A 24,321-nucleotide genomic window follows, 5' to 3' on the forward strand; every position below is an offset into this window, starting at 1 on the left:
GACGTTTCAAAATTGTGTTTACAAAAAGACTTCGGATAAGTGGGCTTTTATATCTAACGGTTAGTTTTTTGATGATTCAACAAAAAAATGTCGTTCTATTGATTAGAGCCTAGAATAAGTGAATTAAAACAAAGCTATTTCCAAATTAACATTAGTTGCTAATTTTTGGTTTACAACCTATATATTCAATATAAACAAATTGTCATGCCTGAAGAACAAAAAGTAAATACAACTCACCTTAACTATATCAAAACTCGCGATGATTCAGATATTGTGGTATTTGAAACAAGTGATGATGATAAATTCAAGTTATCCAAAAAAAGTACGTGTTCATGGATAGATGGAGAACAAGAATTCACAAAGAAAGAGCTGCGCCCCCGCATTGAACCTTGGCTTACTTCACTTTTTCAGTCAGAACACCTCAATCTTTTAATTGGCTCTGGGTTGACCCATGCCGTTCACCATTTGGCTACAGGTAAGAACGCCGCAGGAATGGGGGAGGTTAAATTCAATAACTTCTCCGATAAAATCAGTAGTGCTTCCAAAAGTTCAGCAAAGTGTTCTGGTCGTGAAGAGGGAAATTTTGAAGATCAAATCAGGGTTGCCAACGAGTTGTTACGCGGGTTAGAGGTTTTAGAGGATAAGAAGGCTGATCAACTTCGTGATGATATAACCAGTATTCTTACGAATTTTTCACAATCCATACTGACAAGTGAAAAAGGGATAGCCGAGGCACAAGAAGAGCGAGAAAAAGCCTTTAACATACTTATCAACTTTTTGATGAGTTTTGCTAGTCGCACAGGAACACGAGATAGGCTTAATATCTTTACCACAAACTACGATCGTTTGATTGAAGCAGGGGCAGAACTGGCAGGATTGCACCTACTGGATCGTTTTTTAGGTAATCTGATGCCAATATTTCGTTCATCACGGCTGGATTTGGACATGCACTATAATCCGCCAGGTATTCGTGGCGAGCCACGCTACCTTGAAGGAGTGTCACGTTTTACCAAGCTACATGGCTCAATAGATTGGGTGCAAGCAGATAAAGACATTCGTCGAATAGGATTGCCTTTTGGTGCTAAAAGCGTTGACCCTTACTTGAAATCACCTGCACTTAAGAACGCAACGGCACACCAACTCATGATTTATCCAAATTCCGCGAAGGACAGGGAAACCGCCGCCTATCCTTATGTTGAATTATTCAGAGATTTTGCAGCCGCTACTTGCCGACCCAATAGCACTTTGGTGTGTTACGGTTACAGTTTTGGAGACGAGCATATCAACCGCATTATTGAAGATATGCTGACCATTCCCTCTACCCATTTGGTCATTATTTCTTATGATGATCCTTTGAACCGGATTATCAAGACCTATGAAAAAATTGGTCGCCCGCCACAAATTAGTTTGCTGATTGGCAACCACTTAGGTGATCTGAAAATATTGACTGATCACTACTTGCCAAAATCCGCAATTGATAAAGCCACTTTCCGCATGAGTGAGTTACTTAAGCAACGTTTGGGTACTCAAGAGCCAGACACAAAAAGCACTACAATTGCGCTGCCGCAAGTAAGTCCTGATGATTCTTTAGAGGATTTAATCTAATGAGCCTCTCACCACTTGCCTACGCTGATTCTCTCCGAATTGGCAGTATAGACTTTGTATCACCCGATGAAATCAAAGTATTGCTGGATATTGAAGCCCCAGATTCTTTAGCATTGAATACAGGTACTCCGCGCCCGTTTCCGCGCATTAACGGTTATGTGCTTATATCCAGCGATGACGGCTATCTGGTCGCTCAAGTAGAGTGGATTACGGTAGAACGTTCCCAGTATCCTAAGCGTAAAGGGATGCAAGACTTTGGACTGATAGACTTGCCCTATCCACTGCGAAAAATGAGCCTAAACCCATTGGGGAGTTTGCAATATGATGGTAGCAAAGATAAGGATGGTGATGATCGCTATATTTTTAAACGAGGCGTTGAGACTTTCCCATCAGTGGGTGATGCCGTACTGCTGCCCACACAAAAACAACTGCGTTCTATTGTTGAGTCTGGCGACAATCGCCATGTAAAAATAGGCATTAGTCCATTGGCGGCTAATGCCGAGGTTCGCATCGATCCTGATCGATTATTTGGTCGTCATCTTGCTGTATTGGGTAATACGGGCAGTGGTAAATCATGCACTGTAGCAGGCTTGATTCGCTGGTCAATGGATGCAGCAAAAAAAGAATGTAGCGAAGGAAAAGAACCCAATGCCCGTTTTATTGTACTCGACCCCAATGGTGAATATGCCCATGCGTTTAAGGATGATAAGAAAGTCAGAGTTTATGCAGTTGAACCTACAACCGATATAAAGCAATTGCAAGTGCCTTTGTGGTTTTGGAATAGCGCAGAGTGGAGTGCGTTTACACAGGCAAGTAGTAAGACACAAAGACCAACTTTGATTCAATCACTTAGAACAGTACGAGATGGACAGATTGAAACCGCGCTCACACCCAGTCATGAAATGCGACGATTTTTACGCACTATTGTCAGCATTATTCAGATAGAGCGTAATGCTGGTTCGCCTTGGGCAAACTTTCCTAAGCCAAAAAATTTCATGGAAAAAATTAAGAAATGGAATGAAGGTTTAGAGGTTAATGAATCTTTTGCCGATATTGAAAAAACAGAGCTTGAAAATCTACGAAATAAAATTTCTGCCTTTGAATCGGCTCGAAGTGGTCAATATCCCTCTTGGGATTTTACTAGATCAGAAATAGATGAATTTTTGCAATTGGCAAAAGTGGCACATTCTACTTTTGGGGGAAGTGATACAGATGTTCTTCCTATTGATGCAGATATTCCAAGAGCATTTACTGGGGATGCGCTTCTGCGAAGTGTGGAAGCAAATGCCGAAATGTTAAATGTATCTGAATATGTTGAAACAATGCTTTTGCGTATCCGCACAATGCTTTGTGATACCCGTATGAAAACGATTACAGGTAATGCTGAAGGTGTTACATTGGATAGCTGGCTAAGTGACTATATTGGTAGTGATGGAGCATCCAATGGCACTGTCACGATAATTGACCTTTCCCTTGTCCCTTCCGAAGTTGTTCATATCATCACCGCCGTGATTGCTCGTATGACTTTTGAGTCTTTACAACGGTATCGCAGATTGGATAAGGAAAAGAAAACCTTGCCAACCGTGCTGGTCTTAGAAGAAGCACATACTTTTGTCAAACGCTATAAGGATGACGCTGAAAACCATGATGCTACGACTATGTGCTGTCAGGTGTTTGAAAAAATAGCCCGCGAAGGTCGAAAATTTGGTTTGGGATTGGTTTTGTCTTCTCAGCGTCCTTCCGAGTTATCACCGACTGTTTTATCTCAATGCAATAGTTTTCTGCTGCATCGTATCAGTAATGATCGTGATCAGGAATTAGTACACAAACTTGTACCTGATAATCTGCGTGGACTGTTACGCGACTTACCATCACTACCTTCACGAAATGCCATTTTGCTAGGGTGGGCATCTGAATTACCCGTGCTGGTGCAAATAAATTCATTGCCAGAAAAGCAGCGCCCAAAATCGGATGATCCAGACTTCTGGGGTGTTTGGTCTGGTAAAACAGAACGAAAAGTGACTTGGAAAGAAATTACCGATGATTGGCAGAATGTTAATAATTAAGCAAAAGGCTAAGTTTCTTTTTAATCTTTCAAGTTATTTTTATAGCAAAGCACGACAGACATTGAGCAACATAGCAACCGCCACAGGATTTTTGCCCCTGACCGTATGTTGGCACATTGCCTAACTTTATTCATCGTTATAAAGCGGTCAGTCGCGACTGGAAGAACTTGGCCGGAGACCTGCTATTCATTCGAAAAAAATGATAATTCCTGAATGTCGGCTTTAAATTATGTTTACCAATGTATTGGACATTTAGGATTGGGATGATTAGAATTAATTCTTGACCCTGCATTGACCTGAAATTTATTGGCACTAGAATCTGACAGTAAAAGCAGTATATATTATTGATTATTATGGAGCCAATGGCGGGAATCGAACCCGCGACCTACTGATTACGAATCAGTTGCTCTACCAACTGAGCTACATCGGCTTATGATGCGACTGCTTAAAAAGTAGCATAAGCTTGAAAACACAGCATGGGCTATTCAAATAGCTTATAGAATGCGGTATTTAGCAATATTTCCGTTTGTTGTACAACTTTTTCCTCACACAGCATTTATTTCGATTTGTTTATCAAGGATTTCAACCGGACATCTTCTCAATGAACGTCAGCGCACCCAGTAAAGCAACATCTGCATTGATGCAGATCTTTACGGGGATATTCTCCAAAACGACCTTTATACGTCCCTTATTAAGAAAGCCCTTCATGAATTCGCCATTTTTTAATACCGGAAAGATTTTTCCAGCGATGCCTCCTGCTAAATAAACACCAGCACTAGGTAAGCATTTTAAGGCAAGATTGCCTGATTCTGCACCGTATATCCTGCAAAAAAGATTGAGTGCCTCCACGCAAAGCTTATCATTTCCCTCAACTCCAGCCATGCCAATGACTGCCGCTGGATCATCTGTAAGCATTTTATTTTCTGTGCTTATATTGACGGGAGCAAATTGTATCTGTTTTAGGTAGTCGTAAATGTTTACTAAACCATGCCCTGATAACAATCTTTCATAGCTGACGTGCCCATCATATTTTTGCATCAGGTGGTTTAACAAACCAATTTGTTGCTGATCGCTAGGGGCGAAATCAGCATGACCTCCCTCGGTGGCAATCGCTCGATGAGTAGCTCCATCCCATATCATCAGGGCTTCGCCTAGACCTGTACCCGCAGCAATTACCGCTATATTACCCACTTGTGATTGCACGGCATTTGGGTTTAGTTCTACAAAATCGTCTTCCGGCAATGCCAATAAACCCCAGGCTGTGGCCTCCAGATCGTTCAATAACCAGACATTGGGGGCATGTACAGATCGACTGATTTCGTCCCGACTTAATATCCAAGGTAAATTGGTCGCCGCGCAATCGCCATTGACGACGGGCCCAGCGACCCCAATACAGACTGACGATATTGCTGCATCAACATCCAACAAAAAGGCCGCTAGCAACTCAGTGAAAGTTTTATAGTCTGCACTGGCATACAACGTTCTTTTCGCGCAACCCCATCCTCTGCCAGATGGCTTAAACAACGCCAAAATAGTTTTGGTACCACCAATATCGCCAACGAGAAGCATTACTCAGCCTTATAGCTACTGAATACTTGGTGCTGATTTTTTTTATCGAAACTGATGACTTGATAGGCATCTTTTTTGCCACCCATTTCCATACCTGGCGTACCAGTCGGCATACCTGGAACGGTTATACCGACAACATCGGGTTTATTTTTCAACAGCGTCCTGATGTCGTTAGCGGGTACATGCCCTTCAACGACGTAGCCGTTAACTATGGCTGTATGGCATGAAGCCAGTTCTTGGGTGACGCCGTATTTATTTTTTACCGCCTGCACATCGTCCGAAACAACATCTTTCACATTGAAACTATTTTGTTTTAGATGTTCTATCCACTTTCCGCAGCAACTACAGGTTGGGCTTCTGTTCACCATAATATCTATCTTTTCATCAGCTTGCGCAGCTTCTGCCCAAGCAAAGCCAGCACTAAACAGTAATGCAATGGCTAGAAAATGTTTCACTTTTTTCATAATCAACACTCCTTTTTTCAAATCAGCTTATCAGATCCGATGGTACTGTGGGCTATTTTGATGAACCGCATCCACCATCGCTTTCACATGCTCGGGATTGATATCCGGCAAGATGCCGTGTCCCAAATTAAACACATGCCCTGAACCTTGACCATATTTTTCCAGAATAGTTTTGACCTTCTCAACAATATAATCGGGCTGGGCGTAAAGCGTGATCGGATCCATATTGCCTTGCAGCGCGACTTTTTCGCCGACTCTGGCACGGGCTAATTGGATATCAGTTTGCCAATCCAGCCCCAACGCATCGTAATCGGCATCTAGCATGGCTTCCAGCCATTGACCGCCACCTTTTGTGAACAGGATGGTAGGAATTTTGTGTTCGCCCGTACCTGTATTCAACAGGGATCGTACTTGTTTTGCATAATATAAGGAAAATTCGGCATAATCTTCGGACGTTAACATGCCGCCCCAGGTATCAAACAACATAACGGCTTGAGCACCAGCAGCAATTTGTGCATTCAAATACGCTGCCACCGATTGCGCCAGCTTATCTAACATAATGTGCATGTGTTTAGGCTGCTCGTACATTAGACCTTTGGCTTTTTGAAAGCTTTTACTGCTGCCGCCTTCTATCATGTAAGTTGCTAATGTCCACGGGCTACCGGAAAATCCGATTAACGGCACACTACCGTTCAACGCTTTCCGAATCAAACGGACCGCATCGACTACATAACGCAATTCCATTTCAGGATCAGGGATGGGAAGTTTATTGATGTCAGCAACTGTTCTTACGGGATTTTTGAATTTCGGCCCTTCCCCTTCTGTAAAATAAAGCCCCAAACCCATTGCATCGGGAATGGTCAATATATCGGAAAACAGTATAGCCGCGTCAAAATCAAAACGGCGCAAAGGTTGCAGGGTGACTTCACAAGCCAACTCTGGATTGGTGCATAAGTCAAGAAAACTTCCTGCTTGCTCCCTGATTGCCCGATATTCCGGCAAGTATCTTCCGGCTTGGCGCATCATCCAGATTGGCGTGTATTCCACTGGCTGTTTCAACAGCGCACGGATGAAAGTATTATTTTTTAGTATTGTCATTTCTATTCGGATGTATCAGTTTGAATTTGAGTTATAACGTTAAGCTCTCCTTGGACTGCATTTATCTTACGCAGCCAAGTTTTCTGCAATTCTTTAGGCAAGTTTTTACTTTCTAAATTAGCTTGTTCGGAGCTGGTAAACGAGCCATAAAGTAAGATAAATCGCTCCCTACCTTTCTTAGTTTTGGTTTTCAGGTATTTCAAGTTTTGGCTTAATTCTTGATGTCTTTGCATCACTTCGATGATGGTTTGCTCGTTCGACAATGCCATTAGTTGTAAGGTGGTATTTTCGACAGGCTGCTCCATCAGCCAATGCCCGCCTTCATCCAAAGGAATGACTGTATTTATTGGTATTTGATCTGCCGCCGTGACTTGTTTAGTTACCTGAGCCGTCGACTGGTTAAGATTTTCACTCGCTTGGGCAGGTACGAGTGCGTGCTGCAATTGAGTATCGTCACGCTTTAAGCCCTCTTCAATCATCTCCTGACTGTGTGAGTCATTGATAACATCATTCCTGATTTCCCCCGAAATGCTAGTATTTGATGTTTCGATTGCTTGCTGCGCTTGTTGCGACAACGATACTTCTGGTGATTGAGCAACCGGACTTATCGTGTCCGCAGTTTGTCCGGCGGTTATATCACTTTGATTGTTTTCGGTAGCTGCCGACTTAGGGCTAACAATTCTTGGCCTGGAACTCCACCATTGCACACCCAGCGCTACGACAATCAAGCCGATAACGGCATAAATTAGGATGGACTTGGAATAGTCAATTTTATTGTGGCTATTGTCATTGGGTAATTGGGTAAGAATGTTTCCCGGTATGCCGTGAGTTTCACGATAAAGTGTTGCCACCATGCTTTCATTGATGGCACTGAACTGAATTCTTGGCCTGGGCAATGTCGATAAATACTCCAAAAATTCACCACATTGTTTTTCTGATAGCGGTGGAATTTCTATTTGATAACAATCTTCTACAGCAGGATCTGTGCCATTTTTTAAATATAGCTCACTGTGAGTCAGCGCAAAAACAGCCCTGATTACCGGTTTATCTTCAATATAGTTGACGATTTTTTCAATCAATCCTGGTGCCAAGTTACCCGCATCATCAAACACCAGCACAACTCGCATATTCCAGCCAGTCATTCGATCAAAGACATTTTCCAACGATTGGAACTTAATATCAGGCATGTTCTGCCTTATTTTTTCGCCCAATAATTCTTTAATCTTTTGAAGACTTAATTGGCTATCAGCCTGCACCCAACAAAACATCCAGGATTCTATTGTGGTTTCCTGAAAACCCTTGAGTAATAAGGTTTTACCAATACCTTCTGGACCACAAATAATAATCGCATGTGCCAAGTTAGTAATGAGGTGATTTAACAGCTCAAGTTTCTCGGTACGTTCCCTGGTAATCAACGGATAGCTGGGGGCGGATGGTTTTATTTGAGTGCTCAATGGGAATCACATTGTCGTTTTAATTAGCTTCTGTAAAATGCTAGTGTTGTGTGTAGTAAGCTTTCATCAACGCCCACAGGTAAAGTCGCCAGGCCAATGGCTTTTAGCAAAATCAACCTGACTTCTCCATCGACATTCTTTTTGTCTACCGACATAAGTTCTAAGAATTGCTCAGGACTTAGCGCATTAGGCGGGTAAACCGGAAGCTTGGCTCGTTTGAAAAGGGCAACAATCCTTTCTACGTCACTATCTTTTAACCAACCTTTTCGCCTGGAAAGATCGGCAGCCTGGCACGTACCAATCGCAACCGCTTCACCGTGCAAGTATTCGCCATACCCCATGCCGGTTTCGATAGCATGACCAAAGGTATGTCCTAAGTTTAGCGTCGCTCTTATCCCTGATTCCGTCTCATCTTCGGCAACGACCTCGGCTTTATTGACACATGACCGCTCTATGGCAAAGGCCAAGGCTTGTTTATCTCTCGCCAATAAAGCGTCTATATTGGCTTCCAACCAGCTAAAAAATTCAGCGTCCCTAATTAAGCCATATTTAATGATTTCAGCAAGTCCTGCGGACAATTGGCGATCTTCAAGGGTATCTAGTACATTCGTATCAGCAATGACGCACTGCGGCTGGTAAAAAGCCCCTATCATATTTTTGCCGAGCGGATGGTTTACACCCGTTTTCCCACCTACGGACGAATCGACTTGTGCCAACAAAGTCGTCGGTATTTGAATGAACGGGATACCACGCTGGTAACAAGCGGCGGCAAAACCGCTAATATCGCCAATAACTCCGCCACCCAAAGCAATCAAAGTCGCGCTTCGACCAAATTTGTTTGCCAGTAAGTCATCAAATATTTGGTTAAGAACATCCAGGGATTTATGTTGTTCGCCATCTGGCAGTATAACCTGCGTAGTTTTATATCCCTTAAGCTGCGCTAAAACCCTATCCAGATATAAAGGCGCAATTTTTTCATCAGTCACCACCAAGACCTGTTTGGCTTTAATGTGCCTGGTATAAAGCTCAGCCTGATCTAGCAAGCCGCAACCTATGTATATAGGGTAACTACGATTACCTAATGCTACCTGGAATGTGTTCATGTTTATTGATTGACCGCGCTGTATTCTTCGAGAATGCGGCTAACTACCGTTTTACTTTTATGGATGCCGGTATCTATCTTGAAATCAGAACAGGATAAGTACAAAGGTTGACGTTGTTCAAATAATATTTGTAACCTTTCCTTTGGATTATCTGTCTTTAATAAGGGTCGCTGGGTGTCTCGACGGGTGCGCTCTAAAATTCTTTCCACAGAACATTGCAAATAGACGACATAACCATTGTCTTTGAGTGCCTTGCGATTTTCTTCACGCAAGATAGCACCGCCGCCAGTGGCAAGGACGATGCCTTTTAATTGTGTTAGCTTTTGGATCATTTTCTGTTCGCGCCCCCGAAAACCTTCCTCGCCCTCAAATTCGAAGATAGTTGGGATATCAACGCCAGTGCTTTCTTCAACTGCCTTGTCGCTGTCATAAAACGGCATCGACAGGGCTTTCGCCAATTGCCTACCTATGGTGGTTTTGCCAGCCCCCATAAGGCCTATCAAGTAAATGTTCTCCAATGTCATTCAGTGCCGTTGTTTCAACGCAATAAAAAGGGGCATTATGCCCCCTTTTCGCCCTAAGTTGAAGCGGTCAGTTTATCGCTACGTTATCTTTGACAATTTTTGGTGTGACAAAAATCAACAATTCACTTTTGTTGTCTGTTTTACTAGTTTTCTTAAACAAAAAACCCACTCCAGGTAAATCGGCAAAAAACGGTACGCTAGCAACAGCACTACTGAGTGTTCCTTCATAAATCCCACCCAAAACAACGGTCTCCCCATCCATCACATGTACGTTGGTTTCAAGCTGCCGCGTATCGATGGCTACACCACCACTGGTCGTGGCACCTGGAGAATCTTTGCTCACTTTTAATGCCATTACTACGCTACCACTCGGCGTTATTTGCGGAAGCACATCCAGCGTTAAGGTAGCATCTTTAAATTCCACAGAGAATGCTCCCTGACCCTGCTGAATTGGATAGGGAAGCTGAGTACCCTGTTTTATGGTTGCTTGGCAACGGTCAGAAGTCATCACCCTGGGATTAGATAGAAACTCGGCCAGACCTTGATCCTGCAGAGCAGATAACTCAAGGTTTAACACATAATCAGCACCTCTTGCTAAGGTCATACCCAATGCACCGTAAGGACTACCAACACCAAGATCCACTAGCCTATCAGTTATTGTGGTTGCACCAGTTGTGCTGTTTCCAGCAGTTCCTGAACCACCAATTCCAAATGATGATGTCGGTTTTCCATTTGCATCTGTTGACAACACTGCCTGCTTAGCAACACCAAACCGCACACCTAGATTTTTCGAAAAAGTATTGGTTGCTGTAGCAATCCTTACCTCTATCATCACTTGTTTCACAGGGACATCTAGCCTGCGGATCAGCTTCTTAGCTTCCTCCAAACGCTTTGCTGTCTCGCGCACGATTAAAGTGTTTGTCCTTGCATCGACAACTGCAGAGCCACGGCTGGATAACACCCTAAACTGATCGTTTTGGGTACTATTGCCACCGGCTCGGCCAGACGAAGCCCCACCGCCTGATGAACTGCCAGCTGCTGATGAACCTCCACTTGACGAACTTCCACCCGATGAACCTCCACCTGATGCCTTACTCGCACCGCAGGCTCCAAAAGCACCGGTATCCTGCCCGTTCAACAAATTCCTGAAATTTTCCGCCCTGGCATAATTGATTCTTATGTATTCTGTAAGCAAAGGTTCCAGTTGTTCCACAACCTGTTCAGTCGCCTGTTGTTTTTCCTTATATTCTTTTATTTTGCCCACTGGCGCAATCAAGATCACATTGCCGGATTCAAATTTTTCCAGCCCTTTGGTCATCATGATGAAATCCAACGCTTCATCCCAAGGCACATCATCCATCTTCAAAGTAATGGTTCCAGTGACCTCATCGCCAGCCACTACATTCTGCCCAGTAAATTCAGCCAGGATGGCGATTACACTACGTATATCTATATCCTGAAAGTTTAAGGACAGCCTGTCTCCTTTGTACTTTTCTCTTTTACTGTCCAGTAATTCTTTCTCTTCATTAGTTAGTGGTCGAAACTCAACCGTCAACAAGCCTTCCGACTGGAACAGGGAATAATCATAAAGTCTATTTTGCATTCCAACCGTTATTGTTGTTTCCCTACTGGTCGATGATGCACCAATCGTCTTGACCGGCGTTGCAAATTCGGAAACATCTAATCTCTTTGTTAAGTTATCAGGAAGCCGAGTATTGATAAAACTTAACACCACATTACCGCCTTCTTCCTTGGTATTGACGATGGTATCGGGGTTAGCCAGAGATACCAGAATACGCCCTTCGCCATTGTCGCCACGCTTAAAATCTATGCCTCGTATACCTTGCTCAGGCATCAAACCTGCCGCTATCGACGATGGTGTTGATTTCCTGACAAATGGCCTCGTTGCCATTGCAACAGGCAACGATTTCGCTGACTGCCCATTACTTAACGACAACAATACTTTATTGCCTTCAACTTTGGTATCGAATGCTGTTGACTCAAGCAGATTAATCACCACACGCACCCTATCTGCGGCTTCTGCAACATAAATACTACTCACCGCACCTTGATTGATGGGATACATTTTTTTATCAAGGCCATTTGCCACGCCGGGGAAATCGAGGGCAATCCGTGCGGGGTTATCGGTTTGGAACACCTTAGGCGCACTAGCTGGGCCACTCATTTCCATCTGTATTTGAAACTTGTCACCCGCTACGGTGGCAACATCAATAGCAGTGATAGTAAGACCGTCAGCTTTAACAATTGCACTTTGGAATAGTAATAACAATAAGCTCAAACTAATGGTCGCAACTCGTGACCTCGGCATTTTGCCCCACATAATATAACCCTGTTTATTATTCATTTATTACCCTCAAAATCACTCTGTCAACGCTAATGAAGCTTGTTGTTCACGCCAAGTGCCAGGCTTATCAGGAACAATTTCCATTAATTCAATCTTATCGGTCAGTATGCGGATAATTCTTCCGTAATTCTTACCCATATAATTCCCAACTTGTACGCGATAAATGGTTTTATCGCTTGCTTTCACCAAGCCCCATAAATTGGCTTTCATCACTACCGTACCTACCATTCTCAAACCATCTAGTGGAAATGCTTCCAACTCTTCTTTACGCCTTGAGGTATCGGGCTTTATGCCGTCGCCAATTGAAAGTCCTGTATCTTCAATCTCTTCTGATTCGCTAATCGCTTTAAAAGGGTCGCGTAGACCTTCCGGTTTAAACACAAAAGTTTCAACAGACTTAGCTTCCGGCAATGGCTCAATGGTTCCTTTTGGCCTAGCCTTCACCTCTGCAGTGTATTGCTGTAAGTCAGAAAAACCGCCCTCACTGCAGCCTACAAGCAAAGCCGACAATAACAACGAGAACAATAGTAAATTTAATCGACTACGAATTAACAAAAGTAATTTTTTGTCGCCCATTACTTCTTCCCCCGTTTTCTTTTGTCTGCAGGAGTTTTTATCTCAGCACTTTTCTGCTCGTTATACGTCTTGACTATTGCATCCATGACCATCGTTTCTTCTGTACCCTCTTTGATAACTGGCGTGATTTTCACATCATGAACAGTAACAATCCTGGGCAGTGCCGCCAAGCCACTGACAAATAGACTAAGCTCCTCATATTTTCCGATTACTTGGATAGTTATTGGCAACTCCGAATAGAAATCCTTTGCAATTGGTGCCCCAGGCTGAAACAACCTGAATTCCAACCCGCTCGCCAATCCAGTTTGCGATATATCGACCAACAGGCTTGCCAACTCCTCTTCCGTAGGCATCTGCTTGATCATGATTGCCAGCGAGGTTTCAATCTGTGCTAGCTGATCGCGATAATCCTGAAGATTAGCTGATTTTTTTTGCTTGTCTTCAAATTCAGCTTTTAGATCGAGTTCCTTTTTCTCAAAACCCTGAAGCGCTTCTAACTGCCCAAATGTATCCAAATAAACACCCGCTCCGGCAACAACCACGCAAATAATAGCAATGACTAAGGCTTTTACGGATACCGGCCATACTCCTGACGCATTAATATCCCAATCAATTTCCGACAAGTTCATTGCGCCACCTCTTTTTCCGTTTCCGCTTTTTTCTTACCCAGTGTGGCACGCAAAATAAATTCGCTGTTCTGCTCACCATTGGCTTTGTCTTGCGATTTGATCACATCAAGCTTGGGTGATTGCAACCATGGCGAAGTTTCAACAGCTCGCATGAAAGCAGAAACACGGGCATTTGATTGCGTTTTACCTTCAAAAGTCAGATTAGCACCTGTTTGGGCAAACTTGGTGAGAAAAACGCCGTCAGGGGTTGCCCTGGGGATTTCATCAAATAAATGCACAATTTCAGGCCGACTTTCCTGTAGTCGTTGCACGAGATCAATCTTGGACAACAGCTTACTTTTTCGTTCCCCGATAGATTTGACTTCTACGATCTTAACATCCAGACCGACAATTTCATCTTGCAACAGCTTATTCCTTTGCTCCTGATGCTCCTTCAATCCATCAATGTAAAAATGAACCAAACCCAGAGCAAGAAGAGTGATCAATGCCGCTAATCCTGCTAATGATATAAATTCTTTTTTCTTTTGCTGCCGCAGCTCTTCCCGCCAAGGGAGTAGATTGATTTTTGCCATTAATCGAAACTCCTTAAAGCCAATCCACATGCCAACATTAATGCGGGCGCATCAGCACTCAAGGATTGTGGCTTCACTTTATTGGAAAGTGCCATGCTGATAAATGGATTTGCCACATAGGCCGTAATTCCTAAGGTTTGTTCCATCAGCGTCTCAATTCCAGGAATGGAAGCGCAGCCACCGGCCAAAACGATTCCGTCAACAGTCCTGTTCGCACTTGACGATATAAAAAACTGCATGGATCTGGAAATTTGCTGCACCATTGCTTTTTTGAACGGCTCTAAAACGTCAGTCATGTAGCTCTCGGGCAATCCGCCACGTTTTTTTGCCAATCCCGCTTCTTCATAGGAAAAACCGTAACGACGCTGAATTTCTTCAGTAAGCTGCCTTCCTCCGAAGCCCTGTTCTCTAGTGTAAACAGTATGCCCATCATGGACAATGCTCAAGGTTGCCATTGTTGCCCCCACGTCTGCGACAGCATAGGTTTTACCCTCAGTCGAACCGTCCAGTTGGTCAATAAGTAACGCAAAAGCATTTTCTATTGCAAATGCCTCAACGTCTACAATTTTCGTTTTTAAACCGGCTTTAGTTAAAGCCTCTACTCGATCATTGACATTTTCTTTTCTCGATGCCACAAGCAATACATCAAGCATTTGAGGATTAGCTTCATTAATCCGCTGCACTTCAAAATCAAGATTAACTTCATCAAGCGCGTAAGGCACATATTGAGATGCCTCATCCAAGACTTGATCTTCAATCTCTTCGTCTGCCAAAGAAGCAGGTATCGTTATAACTTTCGACATAACGGCTGAACCAGAAACAGCAACACAAGCCTGCCGCAATTTCGTTCCAGATTGTTTAATGGCAACCTTTACTGCTTCGGCGATAATATCAACATTGGCGATATTTTTATCGACAAATGCCTCTTGAGGCAATGGAGCCACTGCATAACTTTCAACACGGTAACGAGTACCCAGTTTGCTTAATTCCAGTAACTTAACAGCGGCAGTGCTAATATCCAGACCGAGTACCGCATTCTGTTTCTGATTAAACCAGCTCATGAAACGCCCTTAAGTTTTGTTAAAATTATCCCAGATTGCACTTTTGATGATTCGAATGCCATCACGCAAGCTAAATTATTACTCGCAGAAGTATAGTAGTGTTTTTTGTTTTCATCCTAAAAAATATTCAATTTATTTGTTTCTTATGTTGCTATATACTCGCAAGGTGATTTTTAGAAGGTCTCTAAAAACAAACAAGTATAGCGACATCTTATAAAAATTCCTTGCTTTGGCAAGCTAAAATAAAAAACTTATCCGGATTAATTGTGTCGATAAAAACGCAAAATGGCAGCATACTAAAGTGGTTCGCTATTTTTTTTGCAGTTATAGTTCTGAGCTTGCTTGGCACAGGCTACTACCAATACAACAAGCTGTCTGCAAGTCTTCCAGATGTTACAACCTTGCATGATGTCCGCTATGAAATGCCCCTAAGCATTTACAGCAAAGACAAAGTGTTGATGGCGCAATTTGGTGGTAATAAGCGCATACCTGTCAAAATCGAAGATGTTCCCAAAACATTTGTGAATGCGTTTATAGCTGCTGAAGATGATAGTTTTTTCGAGCATCCTGGCGTTGACTACAAAGGCTTGATTAGGGCGGGCATACAACTTTTGCTAACCGGGAAAAAAAGGCAGGGCGGCAGCACCATTACCATGCAGGTAACGCGTAACTTTCTGCTCACCAATGAAAAAACGTATACTCGTAAGCTTAAAGAAATCATTCTTGCCTTAAAAATCGAGCGTGAATACCCCAAAAATAAGATTCTTGAGCTGTATTTGAATCAAATATACATGGGACACAGCGCTTATGGCATCGCAGCCGCAGCACAGACTTACTACGGCAAATCCCTGCAAAACTTAACCCTGGCCGAACAAGCGATGATAGCTGGCTTGCCTAAAGCACCCTCAGCTTATAACCCAATCACTAATCAAGACCGCGCTATAGACCGACGTAATTACGTGCTGCAAAGGATGCTAGAACTTAAGTATATTTCCCAATCCGACTTTGACACTGCCAGTAACGAAGCTTCAACGGCAAAGCTACAATATCACTCCTCTGATATCGCGGTTCCTTATATTGCAGAAATGGTCAGGCAATTCGCTTATGAAAAATATGGCGAGGGCGCTTATACATTAGGGCTAAAAATTTATACAACCATTGACCCCGCGCTTCAAAAAGCAGCTGACCACGCTCTTTGGAACTCACTACATGCTTACGATGAGCGCCATGGCTATCGAACTAAGAAGCCTATCGCGGTTGACGGCAAAGAGATACTGCTATCATCCACCGCTGCTATCATCGGCGATACCTTAGCCGCAACTGTCACCTCCATAGGTGACAATAGTCTCGAAGCAAAACTCTATAATGGCAAAGCCATCGAAATTCCCTGGAAAAAAAGCAAATGGGCAGCCGCTAGAGCTCAAAAATACCTAAGCAAAAATGATCCCATAAGAGTAAGGCCATCAAAAACCGGAATATGGATGTTGTCACAAGTCCCTGAGGTTGAAGGGGCTTTTGTCTCGATGGACCCTTCCAATGGGGCTGTTTTAGCACTGGTTGGTGGCTTTGAATTCAATCAGAACAAGTTCAACCGTGCCATTCAAGCCAAAAGACAGCCAGGATCTGGTTTTAAGCCGATTATCTACACAACCGCTCTGGAACAAGGTTATACCGCCGCCAGCCTAATTAATGACGCACCACTAGCGATATACGACCCCAGTCTAGGCAGAATCTGGAAGCCAGAAAATTCCACTAAAAAATTCTACGGCCCAACCAGTATTAGAAAAGGTCTGACTTTTTCAAGAAATATGATTGCCATCCAGCTCTTGAAAGAAATGGGCATCGCCAAAGGCATCGCAACTGGCTTACGTTTTGGCTTTAAGAAGGAACAGTTACCTCCTGGCTTATCGCTGGCTTTAGGTAGCGGCTACGCATCGCCACTGCAAATGGCCAGGATGTATTCAGTCTTTGCCAACGGCGGCTTTCTGGTAGACCCTTACTTTATTGAACGCATAGAATCTAACGAAGGTAAGGTGATTTATCAAGCCAACCCTAAAACCGCTTGCTCCTCATGCAAAAAAACCGAGCAGAAAGATCAAAATCAAGCACCTCGAATTGTTTCTCCCGGTATTAACTTCATCATGAATTCGCTTATGCGGGATGTCGTAAAACTGGGCACTGCAACGGATGCCAGGGTGTTAGGTCGTAGTGATTTAGCGGGGAAAACAGGGACTACGAACGATCAACGTGATGCGTGGTTTAACGGTTTTACGCCTACACATGTTGCATCAGCTTGGGTAGGATACGACAACTTTAAGCCGCTAGGACATTATGAAACAGGAGGGGCAGCGGCATTGCCGATGTGGATAGAATACATGCGTACTGCCCTGAAAAAAACACCTGTCGCAATCTTTAGGCCACCCAATGACGTTTACAAAAAGGGAGCTGACTACGTCCAAAAAGGTGTTGTGCTCAAAAAGATAGCAGCCATTCCTTCAGCCAAAAAAACTGCTGCAGAAGCAACAAAGCGATTGATTAAGGAAAAGCCTATGGAAGCACTATTTTAGCACTTCTAAATATCTAAACTAAGCACTACCAAAAAGTAGATTCTGAAAAACTTATTTTCCGTACTTCTTGCGGAATTTATCGACACGACCAGCGGTATCAACAACGCGCTGTTTACCGGTATAAAAAGGATGGCATGAAGAACAAACTTCTATTTGCAAATCCTTAGTGAGTACCGAACCGGTTGTAAAAGTATTACCACAACCGCAGGTCACGGTAATTTGTTTATATTCAGGATGTATTTCTGGTTTCATAGCTGTTAATCCGCTGGTAAGGTTACTTGCTTGTAATTTAACCCGATATAATACGTTTTTCGTCATTAAACTGCAACTTCCAATTATCCCATGCGAATCATTACCTTGAATGTTAACGGCATCCGTTCTGCAGAACGCAAAAACTTTTTCCCCTGGATGCAAGCTCAACAACCTGACATCGTATGTCTGCAAGAAACCAAAGCACAACTACACCAGCTTGATTCAGGCGTTTTTTGCCCACAGGGCTATCACTGCTTTTATCACGATGCCGAAAAAAAAGGCTATAGCGGTGTCGCTATTTTCAGCAAAAAACAACCTTTAGAGATAATTCAGGGCATCGGTTGGCCAGATATTGATGCCGAAGGCCGCTTTATAGAAGCCCGCTTCGACAATTTAAGCGTGATCTCGCTTTATTTGCACTCAGGATCATCTGGTGAAGAGCGACAAGCCATCAAATTCAGCTTTATGGATCGCTTTATGCCTTATCTTAAAAGCTGCGCGGAGAGCGGGCGAAACTATATCATCTGCGGCGATTGGAACATCGCCCACAAAGAAATTGACTTGAAAAACTGGCGGGGCAACTTAAAAAACTCCGGTTTTTTGCCGGAAGAACGTGCCTGGATGGAGCAACTGTTAACTGGTGGTCATTGGCTGGACGCTTTCAGGGAGATCAACCAAGAAGGCGAGCAATACACCTGGTGGTCAAACCGGGGACAAGCCTGGGCTAAGAACGTCGGCTGGCGGATTGATTACCAAATCGTCAGTGCCGCTCTTAAAGGCAAAATCAAGGCAACCAGCATTTATAAGGATGAGCGGTTTTCAGACCATGCGCCGCTGATTGTGGATTATGACTTGTAACATCTCGGAAGATATTAGCCCATAAACATTGCGAATTAGAAGCATGATTGAATACCCCAAACTTCGAATTGCATTCCTACAAACCACAGACAAAATAGACTGAATAAAGCGAAAGCTATTCCGTATGCGACTCGATGGTTAGGTTTTAGTGATAAATAAATTGCCATAGCACCCAAGATTGCACTGAAAAACATAAGAAGGAAACCTAGATTCTCCAATTCTAGACTTCTAATTGGATCACCATGCGAACCGCTTTTCAAATCACCAACACAACCAGCTTTGTAGGTGACAAAGAAAGATAAAGCCACACCAAAAATAAATAGCAAACCTAATCCGGCACTCCAATATTTTTGAAGATTTTGCTTATTCTTGTTCATTCCACGGCGCGACCTTAAACAATAGCAACATCCCTGGAATGGCAATAAAAAAACAAATCAAGAAAAAATTTTTCCACCCTACCCATTCCACCATATAACCAGTAGCAGCATTGGCAAACGTACGCGGCACGGCGGCAAGGCTGGTGAATAGAGCGAATTGAGTGGCGGTATAAAGCGGATGCGTGGCACGCGCTATGAAAGCCACAAAAGCCGACGTTCCCAAACCAACACCCAAGGCTTCAACACCAATTGCTATAGCTAACCAAAGCAAGCTATGCCCAACCATCGCTAGATAAGCAAAGCCTAATATGGCAAGCATCTGCACTGCACCAAAAATCCACAAGGCACGGTTGATACCTAAGCGGATCATCCACAACCCACCCAGTAAACCACCGATAACACTAGGCCACAAGCCCGCATTTTTGGCGATCAAGCCAATCTCGGTCTTGCTGAAACCCATGTCGAGATAAAATGGCGTTGCCAATGCCGTCGCCATGCTATCGCCCAGCTTATAAAAAAAGATGAACGCCAATATTAACAACGCGGGTTTTATGCCACGACTGCGGAATTCTTCAAAGGGTTCTACCACAGCATCCCTAAGGGTTTTAGGAGCGCCCTTAAGCTCCGGTTCATTGACACAAAGCGTCATGAGAATACCGGGCAACATGAATAAGGCGGTGATGATATACACCAAATCCCAAGGCAAATGGTCAGCCAATACCAGGGAAAAAGCCCCAGGTACCAAGCCGGCAATTTTATAAGCATTCACATGGATGGCATTGCCAAGCCCTAGCTCATTGTCCAACAATAACTCACGACGGTAAGCATCCAACACAATATCTTGCGACGCACTAAAGAACGCGACAATGACGGACAAATAAGCGATAGCCCATAAATCCAGCTTGGGATGTAAAAAACCGAATGCTGGAATGACCAACAATAAAGCGACTTGAGCAATGATTAACCAACCGCGCCGCCGCCCTAGCGGGGGGATGTAGCGGTCAAACAGTGGCGACCAAAGGAATTTCCAGGTGAACGGCAGTTGGATTAGAGCGAACAAGCCGATGGACTTCAAGTCTACGCCTTCGGTACGCAACCACGCCGGAACAAGACTTATAAGGATGTAAAGCGGCAAACCAGAACTGAAGCCAGTGAATATACAAATCAGCATCCGTCGATTAAGAAGTGCTTCGCTGATATTCGTTTTATCTGTCATCGAATGCCTCTTAAGAATGGGAAACGCACAAATCTACACAGCAAAAAAGATGATGTGAATGACAAGGATAGTTTATTTAAGAAATCGTCTGGATAGATCATGGAGGGGGAATGCTGATTAAATCAGCATTCCCCAATATAAAGGCAAGATCGAAACCAAATCAGTTGATCTCGACCTAAAACAGACTTACTGGCGGTAGTGCTAAATCAACCTGTCAGCCATTAATTAGATAATGTGCAAAAATACTGGCTGCGTAACCTGCCGCGATTGCTGGAGTCCATTTTAGATGACTGAAAAAAGTATACTTATGGTTAGACTGACCCATTAAAGCAACGCCAGCAGCCGATCCGACTGACAATAACGATCCACCCACGCCAGCAGTCAACGTCACCAACAGCCATTGATATAAATCCATATCCAAGTTCATGTTGAGCACTGCGAACATCACAGGAATATTATCAACAATCGCAGAGATCAAACCAACCAAGATGTTTGCTGTGGTTGGACCGAGCGTGTCATACATCGCGCTAGAAAGTAACTCCAGATAACCAATATAGCCCAGACCACCTACCGCAAAAACCACGCCGAAGAAGAACAATAAGGTGTCCCATTCGGCATGACGGACTTTATTGAATATATCAAATCCGCCATTTCCTCCTTCAACTGTATAGGTGATTTTTAACCAGTAGCCGTAAAACATCAAGGCTGAAAGACCAACCATCATCCCCATAAATGGTGGCAAATGCAGAACCTGCTTAAAACTTACCGCAGTTGCAATGGTCAAAAGGAACATTACGCAAATGGTAATTGCGCCCGGCTTTAATTGCACGGCGGCTTCACTGGAAGCCTTCGGTTGCTCATCGGGCACTGCGAAATACATCACTGCCGCAGGAACGCCATAATTGACTGCCGACGGAATAAACAACTTAAAGAAATCAAAAAACTCAGCATATTCAGCTTGCCAAACCATTAACGTCGTAATGTCGCCGAACGGACAGAACGCACCGCCTGCATTTGCCGCCACCACGACATTGACAAAGCCGATGCTGACAAACTTGGCGTTATCCGCGCCAACTGCCATTACCACTGCACCTACTAACAAAGCAGCGGTTAGGTTGTCCGCCACCGAAGACAAAAAGAAAGTGATAATTCCCGTTATCAAAAATACTTTCCGGTAACTAAATTGCTTTCTGACCAACCAGGAACGCAAAGCCTCAAACACGTTTCGTTCAGACATGGAATTGATGTACGTCATTGCGACCAACAAAAACAACATCAACTCGGCATATTCTTTCAGGTTGTATTCGAATGCCTTGTGCATATCTTCGGCAGACACACCCGCTTCCTTCGCAAGAATAGCGGCATGACCCCAAATAATACCAGCCGCCAAAATCACCGGCTTAGATTTCCGTAAATGGGTAAATTCTTCAGTCATAACAAAGCCGTAGGCAATGATAAATATCAATACCGTATAAATGCCCCGTTGTGTTCCGGTTAACCCAAGCGTTTCAAAATCAGCAGCCATAGCCATTTCAGGCAACAACAACATGAATAACAAGACGAATAAAAATCGCGCCACAATCCCCTACCTTTGTTTATTATTATCGAAAATGAAAAAACCAAAAATTCAAACGCGCAATGGTATCACTATCCAATTAATTTTGTCATTTTAAGACGCACAGTATATGATTAAAGACTTAATAATCGACCGTAAAAAGCCTTAAATAAAAGCACACCATGTATCAGTACAACGAAATCGACCAAAAACTTGTGGATGAACGGGTTGCCCAATTCCGGCGGCAAACCGAACGGTTTTTGAAAGGCGAGCTAAGCGAGGATCAATTTCGGCCTTTACGCCTAAAAAATGGCCTCTATATCCAAATCCATGCCCCAATGTTGCGGATTGCCGGGCCTTATGGTTTGCTGAACACCAAGCAATTCAGGAAACTGGCGCATATCGCCCGTACCTATGACAAAAATTACTGTCACTTCACAACTCGACAAAACATCCAATTTAACTGGCCTAAATTGGAACAAGTGCCCGATATTTTGGCTGAACTAGCCAGTGTGCAAATGCACGCCATCCAAACCAGTGGCAACTGCATGCGTAATACTACCTCAGATCATCTAGCTGGCGTATGCGTTGATGAAATTGAAGATCCACGGCCTTATTGCGAAATTATTCGGCAATGGACGACCTTGCACCCTGAGTTCGATTACCTGCCGCGCAAATTTAAAATTGCCGTCAGTGGCGCGTTGCATGACCGAGCGGCGACGCAACTGCATGACATCGGCTTGCACTTGGTCAAAAATGAAGCCGGTGTAGTCGGTTTCAAAGTATTGGTAGGTGGCGGCTTGGGTCGAACGCCCGTTATCGGCCAAGTTATCAAGCCTTATTTGGAAAAGAAGTATTTGCTTTCGTATTTGGAAGCCATCCTTAGAATTTACAACTTGTACGGACGTAGGGACAATAAATACAAAGCTCGAATTAAAATCCTGGTCAAAGAAGCCGGATTAGCGGAATTTAGCCGTCAAGTCGAAGAAGAGTGGGAGCACACCAAAGATACATTAGTGCTAACTGATGAGAGGATTGCTTCTGTAAAAGCCCATTTCACCCCTCCGTCCTATGATGGAGGGGCGGCGTTAGATGAAAGTTTTACTGTTCATCATAACGACAATCCTGCTTTTGCTACGTGGTACAAGCACAATACTGCCGACCATAAAGTTGCTGGCTATCGCGCCGTATTCTTGTCTTTGAAAGCACCTGATGTAGCACCCGGAGATATGACGGATACCCAACTCGATGCCGTGGCAGATCTAGCTGACCGCTATACTTTCAGCGAAATCAGAGTGACGCACAGGCAAAACCTAGTATTTGCTGATGTCAAACAAGCGGATTTATTTGCTCTCTGGCAACAACTAGATCAACTAAAACTTGCCACCCCTAACATCGGTACAGTAACCGATATGATCTGCTGTCCTGGCCTGGATTTTTGCTCGCTTGCCAACGCCGGTTCTATCGGTGTCGCCAAAGAAATCAACGAGGCATTGGATGATATGGATTACATCCACGACATCGGTGACCTGAAAATCAACATGTCCGGCTGTATGAACGGCTGCGCCCACCAAAGCGTCGGGCATATCGGCATTTTAGGTGTGGATAAAAAAGGCACGGAATGGTATCAACTAACCTTGGGCGGTTCTTCCGACAATGAAGCCGCGCTCGGCGAACGCTTAGGGCCTGCAGTCGCTAAAAACGAAGTGACCAAAGCCATCACTAGCATCCTGGATGTTTATGTCAAGCAACGTCAGGAAGAAGAATCTTTCCTGGACATGGTGAAACGCGTCGGAATCGAGCCGTTTAAGGACAAGGTTTATGCAAATCATTAAAGATAGTCAGATAACAAACGATTCCTGGGAATATAAACCAGATGATGCCGATCTCGGCAACGGTGACGTGACAATATCCTCAGCTAGATTGCAGCAGCAACAAGGCATCGAATTAAGCAACCGTGAAGGGAAATTAGGTGTCCGCATAACGCCTTCCGATTCTGTTGAAGGTATTGCTGATTTTTTGCCTGATTTGGCACTCGTCGAATTGCATTTCCCAGAACTTAACGATGGCCGCTTATTTTCCCATGCGTGGCTGATCAGAAACCGCTACCACTACACCGGTGAAATCAGGGCAACTGGGCATTTCATACCCGATCAAGTTTTTTACTTATCTCGTGTAGGGGTCAACTCGTTTTATCCAGCGAATCCTGGACATTTATCAGCAACACTTACCAGCTTGAAGGATTTTTCGGTGAAATATCAACCGTCTGTTAATTGATAACGATGTCATGCTGAAATGGTTTAATTAAACAGGACACATCTAGAGGCAGATTTATAATGTCATTGGAGGTGAACATGAATAATCAAACAAAGCGCCCCAATCCTAAATTCACATTAGAATTTAAACAAGA

21 protein-coding genes and 1 tRNA gene are annotated in these 24,321 nt (G+C 43.7%); 6 read left to right on the forward strand and 16 right to left on the reverse strand.

The genetic code is table 11. The annotated features are described in order from the left end of the window. Positions 1-204: 204 nt before the first annotated feature. Together ABL924_RS05960 and ABL924_RS05965 are read left to right on the forward strand one after the other, a co-directional pair. Positions 205-1,605 (forward strand): SIR2 family protein, encoded by a 1,401-nt coding sequence (locus ABL924_RS05960; RefSeq protein ID WP_349026159.1) that lies wholly within the window; start codon positions 205-207, stop codon positions 1,603-1,605. Then, the gene (locus ABL924_RS05965; RefSeq protein WP_349026160.1) at positions 1,605-3,671 is read left to right on the forward strand and encodes an ATP-binding protein; all 2,067 of its coding nucleotides are present in this window, start codon (positions 1,605-1,607) and stop codon (positions 3,669-3,671) included. The genes ABL924_RS05960 and ABL924_RS05965 overlap by 1 nt, the downstream gene beginning before the upstream one ends. A gap of 354 nt (positions 3,672-4,025) precedes the next feature. Here ABL924_RS05965 and ABL924_RS05970 read toward each other — a convergent pair. From ABL924_RS05970 to ABL924_RS06025, 12 genes are all read right to left on the reverse strand, one after another. After that, positions 4,026-4,101: transfer RNA gene (locus ABL924_RS05970), tRNA-Thr, on the reverse strand. Between the two features lie 152 nt (positions 4,102-4,253). After that, positions 4,254-5,240, reverse strand: coding sequence for a glucokinase (gene glk / locus ABL924_RS05975; RefSeq protein ID WP_349026161.1), 987 nt, complete (start codon positions 5,238-5,240; stop codon positions 4,254-4,256). Continuing rightward, on the reverse strand, positions 5,240-5,704 hold the full coding sequence (locus ABL924_RS05980) for a DUF411 domain-containing protein (protein WP_349026162.1): 465 nt from the start codon (positions 5,702-5,704) through the stop codon (positions 5,240-5,242). The genes glk and ABL924_RS05980 overlap by 1 nt, the downstream gene beginning before the upstream one ends. 30 nt (positions 5,705-5,734) lie before the next feature. Continuing rightward, positions 5,735-6,802 (reverse strand): uroporphyrinogen decarboxylase, encoded by a 1,068-nt coding sequence (gene hemE, locus ABL924_RS05985; protein ID WP_349026163.1) that lies wholly within the window; start codon positions 6,800-6,802, stop codon positions 5,735-5,737. A gap of 2 nt (positions 6,803-6,804) precedes the next feature. Beyond that, positions 6,805-8,256 (reverse strand): hypothetical protein, encoded by a 1,452-nt coding sequence (locus tag ABL924_RS05990; RefSeq protein WP_349026164.1) that lies wholly within the window; start codon positions 8,254-8,256, stop codon positions 6,805-6,807. A gap of 23 nt (positions 8,257-8,279) precedes the next feature. Beyond that, positions 8,280-9,359: a 3-dehydroquinate synthase gene (gene aroB / locus ABL924_RS05995; protein ID WP_349026165.1), complete on the reverse strand. Its 1,080-nt coding sequence runs from the start codon at positions 9,357-9,359 to the stop codon at positions 8,280-8,282. A gap of 2 nt (positions 9,360-9,361) precedes the next feature. Continuing rightward, positions 9,362-9,883: a shikimate kinase AroK gene (gene aroK, locus ABL924_RS06000; protein ID WP_349026166.1), complete on the reverse strand. Its 522-nt coding sequence runs from the start codon at positions 9,881-9,883 to the stop codon at positions 9,362-9,364. 67 nt (positions 9,884-9,950) lie between these two features. Beyond that, positions 9,951-12,248, reverse strand: coding sequence for a type IV pilus secretin PilQ (pilQ, locus tag ABL924_RS06005; RefSeq protein WP_349026167.1), 2,298 nt, complete (start codon positions 12,246-12,248; stop codon positions 9,951-9,953). A gap of 15 nt (positions 12,249-12,263) precedes the next feature. Continuing rightward, the gene (locus ABL924_RS06010) at positions 12,264-12,824 is read right to left on the reverse strand and encodes a pilus assembly protein PilP (RefSeq protein ID WP_349026168.1); all 561 of its coding nucleotides are present in this window, start codon (positions 12,822-12,824) and stop codon (positions 12,264-12,266) included. Next, positions 12,824-13,453 carry a type 4a pilus biogenesis protein PilO gene (locus ABL924_RS06015; protein WP_349026169.1) on the reverse strand — a complete coding sequence of 210 codons (630 nt, stop codon included), beginning with the start codon at positions 13,451-13,453 and terminating at the stop codon, positions 12,824-12,826. The genes ABL924_RS06010 and ABL924_RS06015 overlap by 1 nt, the downstream gene beginning before the upstream one ends. Next, positions 13,450-14,025, reverse strand: a complete 576-nt coding sequence (locus ABL924_RS06020; protein ID WP_349026170.1) for a PilN domain-containing protein — start codon at positions 14,023-14,025, stop codon at positions 13,450-13,452. The genes ABL924_RS06015 and ABL924_RS06020 overlap by 4 nt, the downstream gene beginning before the upstream one ends. Further along, positions 14,025-15,086: a pilus assembly protein PilM gene (locus ABL924_RS06025; protein ID WP_349026171.1), complete on the reverse strand. Its 1,062-nt coding sequence runs from the start codon at positions 15,084-15,086 to the stop codon at positions 14,025-14,027. Before ABL924_RS06025 ends, ABL924_RS06020 begins: the two co-directional genes overlap by 1 nt. 266 nt (positions 15,087-15,352) lie before the next feature. Between ABL924_RS06025 and ABL924_RS06030 the strand changes: the two genes are divergently transcribed. Continuing rightward, positions 15,353-17,653, forward strand: a complete 2,301-nt coding sequence (locus ABL924_RS06030; RefSeq protein WP_349026172.1) for a penicillin-binding protein 1A — start codon at positions 15,353-15,355, stop codon at positions 17,651-17,653. Between the two features lie 51 nt (positions 17,654-17,704). On the opposite strand, the gene rpmE is transcribed toward ABL924_RS06030, so the two are convergent. Beyond that, positions 17,705-17,905, reverse strand: a complete 201-nt coding sequence (gene rpmE / locus ABL924_RS06035; RefSeq protein WP_349026178.1) for a 50S ribosomal protein L31 — start codon at positions 17,903-17,905, stop codon at positions 17,705-17,707. 90 nt (positions 17,906-17,995) lie between these two features. On the opposite strand from rpmE, the gene ABL924_RS06040 reads away from it, so the two are divergent. Next, complete coding sequence (locus tag ABL924_RS06040; RefSeq protein WP_349026173.1) at positions 17,996-18,763, forward strand: exodeoxyribonuclease III; 768 nt, start codon at positions 17,996-17,998, stop codon at positions 18,761-18,763. A gap of 35 nt (positions 18,764-18,798) precedes the next feature. Here the strand turns inward: ABL924_RS06040 and ABL924_RS06045 are convergent, their stop codons facing one another. The 3 genes from ABL924_RS06045 to nhaD all read right to left on the reverse strand — a co-directional run bounded on the left by ABL924_RS06045 (position 18,799) and on the right by nhaD (position 21,881). After that, positions 18,799-19,140 carry a hypothetical protein gene (locus ABL924_RS06045; protein ID WP_349026174.1) on the reverse strand — a complete coding sequence of 114 codons (342 nt, stop codon included), beginning with the start codon at positions 19,138-19,140 and terminating at the stop codon, positions 18,799-18,801. Beyond that, positions 19,127-20,356 carry an AmpG family muropeptide MFS transporter gene (locus ABL924_RS06050; RefSeq protein WP_349026175.1) on the reverse strand — a complete coding sequence of 410 codons (1,230 nt, stop codon included), beginning with the start codon at positions 20,354-20,356 and terminating at the stop codon, positions 19,127-19,129. The genes ABL924_RS06045 and ABL924_RS06050 overlap by 14 nt, the downstream gene beginning before the upstream one ends. 214 nt (positions 20,357-20,570) lie before the next feature. Next, complete coding sequence (nhaD, locus tag ABL924_RS06055; protein WP_349026179.1) at positions 20,571-21,881, reverse strand: sodium:proton antiporter NhaD; 1,311 nt, start codon at positions 21,879-21,881, stop codon at positions 20,571-20,573. Between the two features lie 212 nt (positions 21,882-22,093). Between nhaD and ABL924_RS06060 the strand changes: the two genes are divergently transcribed. Together ABL924_RS06060 and ABL924_RS06065 are read left to right on the forward strand one after the other, a co-directional pair. Next, positions 22,094-23,746, forward strand: a complete 1,653-nt coding sequence (locus tag ABL924_RS06060; RefSeq protein WP_349026176.1) for a nitrite/sulfite reductase — start codon at positions 22,094-22,096, stop codon at positions 23,744-23,746. Beyond that, entirely contained in the window at positions 23,733-24,188 is a 456-nt protein-coding gene (locus tag ABL924_RS06065; protein ID WP_349026177.1) for a DUF934 domain-containing protein, read from the forward strand. The genes ABL924_RS06060 and ABL924_RS06065 overlap by 14 nt, the downstream gene beginning before the upstream one ends. The last annotated feature ends 133 nt before the right edge of the window (positions 24,189-24,321 follow it).

It is taken from the genome of Methyloglobulus sp. (assembly GCF_040079455.1).
In the GTDB taxonomy this organism is placed as follows: domain Bacteria; phylum Pseudomonadota; class Gammaproteobacteria; order Methylococcales; family Methylomonadaceae; genus Methyloglobulus.

Bases quoted from the DNA above. Each gene is read 5' to 3' on its own strand.
- ABL924_RS05960 (WP_349026159.1), top strand. From the start codon at position 205: ATGCCTGAAGAACAAAAAGTAAATACAACTCACCTTAACTATATCAAA.
- ABL924_RS05965 (WP_349026160.1), top strand. From the start codon at position 1,605: ATGAGCCTCTCACCACTTGCCTACGCTGATTCTCTCCGAATTGGCAGT.
- glk (WP_349026161.1), bottom strand. From the start codon at position 5,240: ATGCTTCTCGTTGGCGATATTGGTGGTACCAAAACTATTTTGGCGTTG.
- ABL924_RS05980 (WP_349026162.1), bottom strand. From the start codon at position 5,704: ATGAAAAAAGTGAAACATTTTCTAGCCATTGCATTACTGTTTAGTGCT.
- hemE (WP_349026163.1), bottom strand. From the start codon at position 6,802: ATGACAATACTAAAAAATAATACTTTCATCCGTGCGCTGTTGAAACAG.
- aroB (WP_349026165.1), bottom strand. From the start codon at position 9,359: ATGAACACATTCCAGGTAGCATTAGGTAATCGTAGTTACCCTATATAC.
- aroK (WP_349026166.1), bottom strand. From the start codon at position 9,883: ATGACATTGGAGAACATTTACTTGATAGGCCTTATGGGGGCTGGCAAA.
- pilQ (WP_349026167.1), bottom strand. From the start codon at position 12,248: ATGAATAATAAACAGGGTTATATTATGTGGGGCAAAATGCCGAGGTCA.
- ABL924_RS06010 (WP_349026168.1), bottom strand. From the start codon at position 12,824: ATGGGCGACAAAAAATTACTTTTGTTAATTCGTAGTCGATTAAATTTA.
- ABL924_RS06015 (WP_349026169.1), bottom strand. From the start codon at position 13,453: ATGAACTTGTCGGAAATTGATTGGGATATTAATGCGTCAGGAGTATGG.
- ABL924_RS06020 (WP_349026170.1), bottom strand. From the start codon at position 14,025: ATGGCAAAAATCAATCTACTCCCTTGGCGGGAAGAGCTGCGGCAGCAA.
- ABL924_RS06025 (WP_349026171.1), bottom strand. From the start codon at position 15,086: ATGAGCTGGTTTAATCAGAAACAGAATGCGGTACTCGGTCTGGATATT.
- rpmE (WP_349026178.1), bottom strand. From the start codon at position 17,905: ATGAAACCAGAAATACATCCTGAATATAAACAAATTACCGTGACCTGC.
- ABL924_RS06040 (WP_349026173.1), top strand. From the start codon at position 17,996: ATGCGAATCATTACCTTGAATGTTAACGGCATCCGTTCTGCAGAACGC.
- ABL924_RS06045 (WP_349026174.1), bottom strand. From the start codon at position 19,140: ATGAACAAGAATAAGCAAAATCTTCAAAAATATTGGAGTGCCGGATTA.
- ABL924_RS06050 (WP_349026175.1), bottom strand. From the start codon at position 20,356: ATGACAGATAAAACGAATATCAGCGAAGCACTTCTTAATCGACGGATG.
- nhaD (WP_349026179.1), bottom strand. From the start codon at position 21,881: ATGGCTGCTGATTTTGAAACGCTTGGGTTAACCGGAACACAACGGGGC.
- ABL924_RS06060 (WP_349026176.1), top strand. From the start codon at position 22,094: ATGTATCAGTACAACGAAATCGACCAAAAACTTGTGGATGAACGGGTT.
- ABL924_RS06065 (WP_349026177.1), top strand. From the start codon at position 23,733: ATGCAAATCATTAAAGATAGTCAGATAACAAACGATTCCTGGGAATAT.